Annotated in this window: 7 protein-coding genes and 1 pseudogene; 5 read left to right on the plus strand and 3 right to left on the minus strand. The window is 28.1% G+C overall.

Annotated elements, in window-relative coordinates; translation table 11 throughout:
* Window positions 1-454, plus strand: a pseudogene (locus H2280_RS07930) (hypothetical protein); the annotation flags it as partial.
* Between the two features lie 19 nt (window positions 455-473).
* Here the strand turns inward: H2280_RS07930 and H2280_RS07935 are convergent.
* Window positions 474-1,232: an exodeoxyribonuclease III gene (locus H2280_RS07935; RefSeq protein ID WP_137624130.1), complete on the minus strand. Its 759-nt coding sequence runs from the start codon at window positions 1,230-1,232 to the stop codon at window positions 474-476.
* Window positions 1,233-1,344: 112 nt separating this feature from the next.
* On the opposite strand from H2280_RS07935, the gene H2280_RS07940 reads away from it, so the two are divergent.
* From H2280_RS07940 to pyrC, 4 genes are all read left to right on the plus strand, one after another.
* Complete coding sequence (locus H2280_RS07940) at window positions 1,345-2,880, plus strand: phosphoethanolamine transferase (protein ID WP_337216193.1); 1,536 nt, start codon at window positions 1,345-1,347, stop codon at window positions 2,878-2,880.
* On the plus strand, window positions 2,877-3,230 hold the full coding sequence (locus H2280_RS07945; protein WP_337216194.1) for a diacylglycerol kinase: 354 nt from the start codon (window positions 2,877-2,879) through the stop codon (window positions 3,228-3,230). Before H2280_RS07940 ends, H2280_RS07945 begins: the two co-directional genes overlap by 4 nt.
* Window positions 3,227-3,457: a replication/maintenance protein RepL gene (locus H2280_RS07950; RefSeq protein ID WP_337216195.1), complete on the plus strand. Its 231-nt coding sequence runs from the start codon at window positions 3,227-3,229 to the stop codon at window positions 3,455-3,457. Before H2280_RS07945 ends, H2280_RS07950 begins: the two co-directional genes overlap by 4 nt.
* Window positions 3,458-3,533: 76 nt before the next feature.
* On the plus strand, window positions 3,534-4,532 hold the full coding sequence (gene pyrC, locus H2280_RS07955) for a dihydroorotase (RefSeq protein ID WP_337216196.1): 999 nt from the start codon (window positions 3,534-3,536) through the stop codon (window positions 4,530-4,532).
* A 20-nt stretch (window positions 4,533-4,552) separates the two neighbouring features.
* On the opposite strand, the gene H2280_RS07960 is transcribed toward pyrC, so the two are convergent.
* A complete protein-coding gene (locus tag H2280_RS07960) occupies window positions 4,553-4,930 on the minus strand; it encodes a TM2 domain-containing protein (protein ID WP_137622809.1) in 378 nt (125 codons plus the stop codon).
* 98 nt (window positions 4,931-5,028) lie between these two features.
* Window positions 5,029-5,720 (minus strand): class I SAM-dependent methyltransferase (locus H2280_RS07965; protein ID WP_337216197.1); only part of this gene is annotated, 692 nt, incomplete at its 5' end.

Here is a 5,720-nt window from a genome sequence, read left to right on the forward strand (position 1 = left end):
ACGAGATGGAATTTCTTTGGCTATGGAAAAATTTAAATCCTCGCTAAACTACGCAGCCTTTGAAGAAGATATTAATTTAAAAAGTAAAGAATTAATCGGCATAGAGGATGATTTTATCGCACTTTTAAAAAAAGAGGTTAAAAAACAAAGCAATCCTGCTAAAGAAATAGTTGAAAATTTACTCGAATACGAACTTGATAATCTTTTTGCCAAATTCAAACGCCTTGCAAGTGAAAGTAGAGAGCAGTTGATCTTAGTTTTAAATGATATCAAGAAAAATCCAACAATTAATGATTTTAATAGACTAACCCAAAGCAAACTTTATCGCTTAAAGCAAGAAATTTATGAATTAGAAAATATTGCCAATGAAAAATACAAAGATATAAATTCCAAAAAAGCAAAAAAATTAGGCATCAGACTTTGGGAAAAAGCCAAAAATTTAATCAAAAAATAATATCCTAATTTTTAGGATATTAAATATCTATTTCTATACCAACTGGAGCATGATCTGATCCGAAAATATCATCCCTTATAAAAGCATTTTTCAATTTACTTTTTAAATTATTAGAAATGAAAAAATAATCAATCCTCCAGCCAACATTTCTTTCCCTTGCTTTCATTCTATAACTCCACCACGAATACTTTTCCTTAATATCTCCATTGATTTCTCTAAAAGTATCCAAAAAACCAAGCTTTAACAAATCATCAATCCAAGCTCTTTCTATAGGCAAAAAACCTGAAGTATTTGCGTTTGCCTTAGGGTGCGTTAAATCAATCTCGCGGTGAGCCGTATTGACATCGCCACAAATGATAACTTCCTTACCTTCATTTAAAAGTTTTTTAAGATAGACTAAAAAATCCGCATAAAATTTCATTTTAAAATTTAAACGCTCTTCATCTTTTTGTCCATTTGGAAAATAAATATTAAAAAGCACTACATTTTTAAACCTATGCTCTAAAACTCTACCTTCATCATCATCAAAAAATTCACATTTTTTTACTTCACAATCAAAATTGCAAAGACTCATAACACCAGAATATCCCGCCCTTTTAGCGGAATTAGAATACATATGTTTAAAAGGAAATTCATAAATTCTTTTAGGAAATTTATCTTCATGGGCTTTAATCTCTTGAAAACCTATAAAATCAATATTTTCTTTTTCTATCCAATCAAGTGCATTTTTATCACAAATTGCTCTTAAGCCATTGACATTCCATGACAATAGTTTCATTTTCTTCCTTAAATAAAGTAATAATTTCAAAATCATAGCACAAAAATTAATTTTTTACAGGTGATTAAACAAACTTTTATACAATAAACAATCTATACATAAGGCAAATTTAATGTTTAAACTCACTTGGCTTCAATTCACACTTTTAAATTCTTTGTTGATTGTAGCACTTAATTTTAATTTATTTCATTTTGTTTATGAAAAAAGCTCTCAAAATTTTTTCATCACTCTAAGCTTTATTTTAATATATTTTGGTTTTGTGCATACTATTTTTTCTTTGATTTTTATCAAATATTTGAGTAAATTTTTTTCAATCTTTTTTATTTTAGCATCTTTTTTAAGTGTTTATTTTATCAGTTTTTATGGAATTCTTATCGATTCAAATATGATTCAAAATGCCATGCAAACCGATGTTAAAGAAGTAGAAGACTTGATCAATTTCAAGCTAATAATCACTCTAATTTTGGCTTTAATTTTTATCATTTATATTATAAAAGTCAAAATTGATTACAAATCAATGAAATCTCACCTTAAAACTAAATTTATCAATATTTTTTTAGGCTTGTTTTTTGTTTTTGCGATTTTCTTGCCACTTAGCAAAACCTTTATTCCTTTTGCTAGAAATTACAATGAAATAAGAATGTATAACACTCCTTTTTATCAAATTTATGCCCTATATCGTTATTATGCTCTCTTTGTTCAAACCAAACCTCAATTTAAAGCTATAGAAAATGACGCTTATAAGGATGATAATCACACTAAAAAAATTTTAGTTTTAGTGGTGGGGGAAACAGCAAGGGCGGCAAATTACTCGCTTGATGGCTACACAAAAAATGATACGAATTTTTATACCAAAAAAAACAATGTTGTGTTTTTCACTCAAGTATCTTCTTGCGGAACAGCAACCGCTGTTAGCTTACCTTGCATGTTTTCAGTTTCAAAGCGAATTCAATTTTCAAATAAGGAATATCAAGAAAATGTTATCGATATACTCAATAAAAGCGGTGTCGATGTTAGCTGGATAGATAATAATTCAGGAGGTTGCAAAGGGGTTTGCGATCGATTAAAACAAAAAATTCAACTCTCAAGTACTTATGATGAAGATTTGCTGGATCCATTAAAAAACAAATTAAACAAATTAAGCACTCAAAATATTATTGTTTTACATTTGCAAGGCTCTCATGGCCCAGCTTATTACAAACGCTATCCTAAGGAATTTAAAAAATTTAATCCTACTTGCGATACAAATGATCTATCAAAATGCAGTGAAGATGCTTTGGTAAATACTTATGATAACACCTTGCTTTACACAGATTATATCTTAAGCCGTATTATCTCTCTTTTAAAAGAAAAAAAAGGTTTTCAAAGTTCTTTATTGTATCTTTCTGATCATGGAGAAAGTTTAGGCAAAGATGGAATTTATTTGCACGGTATGCCTTATGCTTTTGCACCAAGCACACAAACTCATATTCCTATGATTTTTTGGAGTAACGATAATAAACTTATGAATTTGGCTAAAAAACATAAAAATTTAAAGCTTTCTCAAGATAATCTTTTTAGCACACTTTTAGGTTATTTTGATATAAAAACTTGTGTTTATGAATCAAATTATGATTTATTTAATCCTAAACTTAAGGAAAATCCATGAAACCAAAATACCACATTTTCAATAATGCCAAATACGCCTTAGAAGGGATCGTGGCTTTATTTAAAAATGAGATGGCTTTTCGCATTGAAATTTGCATCATCATTCCTGCTATTTTAATCAGCTTTTTTTTAAAGGTGAGTTTGATAGAACATCTCATTTTAATAGCGGTTTTAATTTTAATCTTAATTGCAGAATCTTTTAACTCAGCCATCGAAGCTTGCGTAGATCTCATAACCGATAAATGGCATCAAAAAGCAAAAATCGCCAAAGATTGTGCAAGCGCTGGAGTCTTTTTTAGTGTGATTTTGGCGCTTTTTGCTTGGATTCTTATCTTAGTAGGCTTGATATGAATTTTGAAAAATTAATGTGTGGTATTTTTGGGAAAAAACGCTATGAACTTTTAAAATTTTTATGCGAAAATGCCGATGAAAATGGCTTTATCATGATAAAAATTAGTGAAATTCAAAACACACTCAATCTTAGCAAACCTACCATCATTGCCACTTTTAAATTTTTAGAAGAAAAGAAGCTTTTTAGGCGTCTTAAAAATGGTTTATACCAAATTTATATCAAATAAGAAATATAATTTAATTTATCTTTTTTGTATATTTTGATAAATTTAAGCAATTATTTTTTTATAAAAAGGAGAGACAATGACGCTAAAAAATCCTTTAGATATGCATTTGCATTTACGCGATGGAAAAATGCTTGATTTAGTAGCTCCATTTAGCGCAAAAGATTTTAAAGCTGGCGTTATCATGCCAAATTTAATCACTCCAATCACAGATATAAATTCTTTAAAAGCCTATAAACAAAGGATTATGAAAGCTTGTAAAAATGAAGATTTTATCCCTTTGATGACTTTATTTTTTAAAGAATATGATGAAAAATTTTTAGAAAATGCAAAAGATGAAATTTTTGCTATCAAACTTTATCCTGCCGGCATTACTACAAATTCAGACAATGGAATTTCAAGCTTTGATATACAAAATTTAAAACCCACTCTAAATGCGATGAGTGAGTTAAATATACCTTTGCTAATCCATGGCGAAACCAATGATTTTGTTATGGACAGAGAAGCAAATTTTGCAAAAATTTATGAAAAATTAGCTCAAAATTTTCCAAATTTAAAAATAGTCATGGAACACATTACCACTAAAGTTTTATGTGATCTACTCAAAGATTATGAAAATTTATACGCCACTATAACTTTACATCACTTAATGATCACTTTAGATGATGTTGTGGGTGGAAAAATGGATCCGCATTTATTTTGCAAACCAATTGCTAAGCGTTATGAAGACAAAGACGCGCTTTGCGAACTTGCTTTTAGCGGATATGAAAAAGCTATGTTTGGAAGCGATAGTGCGCCACACCCACTATATACTAAAGAATGTTGCGGTTGCGCGGCTGGAGTTTTTAGCGCACCTGTTATTTTACCTATTTTGGCTGAACTTTTTGAAAAAAACTCAAATGAAAAAAATTTACAAAAATTTATTTCAGATAATGCTTGTAAAATTTATGATTTTAAATTTGAAAAAGACAAAATCATAAATTTAGAAAAACAAGAATGGCAAGTACCGCAAAAATACGGCGATATAGTGCCTTTCATGGCAGAAAAAAGCTTAAAATTTAAAACAAAACTAATTTAGAATTAGTTTTGTTAATAACATTAATCCAATGTTTTTAAAATTTTATCAAAATTATCTTTTTTGATTCCTTTCCATACTAAAAAGTAATCTGCTATACACCATACCCATAGCACAATTAGAAAAAGGCTGCCTATAACAAAAAAACTTCCTATAACACCTAAAATAAAAACAGCAAGTTTAGCAATACCCAAATTTTTATCACCTTTATAAAAACGATCTACACCAAAGTAACCAAAAAATAGTCCCAAAACTAAACCTAAAATATGATTTTTTAAAGGTAAGGTAGCGAGAGAATTGATTTTCTCTTCAGAAGCATTTTTAAGCTTATCTTGCAAAAGTGGCAAACCTTCAGATGGAATTTTATCTGAAATCGCCATTAAAATAGAATTAGATTCCATGTATTCTCCTAAATAATAATTATAAAAAGTGAAATTATAACGAAATATTTAAGATTTTCAATATTATTTAAAATTAAATTTATAAATGATTTTTATGATCATAAAACTAAAAGTTTAATTTTAGAAACTATTGTTTCCTTAATATCTGATTTGATAAATTTTGTTATTTTTTCTCTATTTGTCTTAATATTATTCATACTTAAATGCCATAAGGCATTTTCTATAGCCTCATCTTTACTTCTATATACTACTCTTTCTTCATCAAATACAAATTTATAAAAATTTATATTTTTTTCTAGCAAAAAACTTTCTAAATCTTTTTTATAAAAACCTTTAAATTCGGTATTGAAATGTTTAAATATAGGATCTAAAAAATCACTTTTTCTATAATCAGCCCAACCAAGATATATCTTTTGAGAGGCTAAATTTAAAAAAGCTTTAAAGTCATTTTCATTTTGCAAAGCCGGAGACATACTCAAAAACGCTATATCAAATTTTTCTTGATTTTCTTTATAAAAGCTTTCAAAATCTAAATGGAGTGTTTTAACGTTGTTAGTATTATTTTTTAAGGCATCTTCTTGCAAAATTTCAAGCATGGCCTTAGAGTTATCCACACCTAAAACGCTTTTTGCTTTTTGTGCTAAATGTAAAGTCCAAACACCTGTGCCACAACCTATATCAACGATATTTTTATTTATAAAATCAATATTTAATTCGTTTAGTTTTTCAAAAGTTTGCTTTTGAATATCGTTTAATTTTCCATATCTTGCATAATTTTTAGCCTTCTTAT

The sequence above is a fragment of the Campylobacter sp. 2457A genome (assembly GCF_020135895.1).
Classification (GTDB): domain Bacteria; phylum Campylobacterota; class Campylobacteria; order Campylobacterales; family Campylobacteraceae; genus Campylobacter_D; species Campylobacter_D taeniopygiae.

Excerpts from the sequence above, each read along its gene's own strand:
- H2280_RS07960 (WP_137622809.1), bottom strand. The coding sequence starts at position 4,930 with ATGGAATCTAATTCTATTTTAATGGCGATTTCAGATAAAATTCCATCT.
- H2280_RS07945 (WP_337216194.1), top strand. The coding sequence starts at position 2,877 with ATGAAACCAAAATACCACATTTTCAATAATGCCAAATACGCCTTAGAA.
- pyrC (WP_337216196.1), top strand. The coding sequence starts at position 3,534 with ATGACGCTAAAAAATCCTTTAGATATGCATTTGCATTTACGCGATGGA.
- H2280_RS07950 (WP_337216195.1), top strand. The coding sequence starts at position 3,227 with ATGAATTTTGAAAAATTAATGTGTGGTATTTTTGGGAAAAAACGCTAT.
- H2280_RS07935 (WP_137624130.1), bottom strand. The coding sequence starts at position 1,232 with ATGAAACTATTGTCATGGAATGTCAATGGCTTAAGAGCAATTTGTGAT.
- H2280_RS07940 (WP_337216193.1), top strand. The coding sequence starts at position 1,345 with ATGTTTAAACTCACTTGGCTTCAATTCACACTTTTAAATTCTTTGTTG.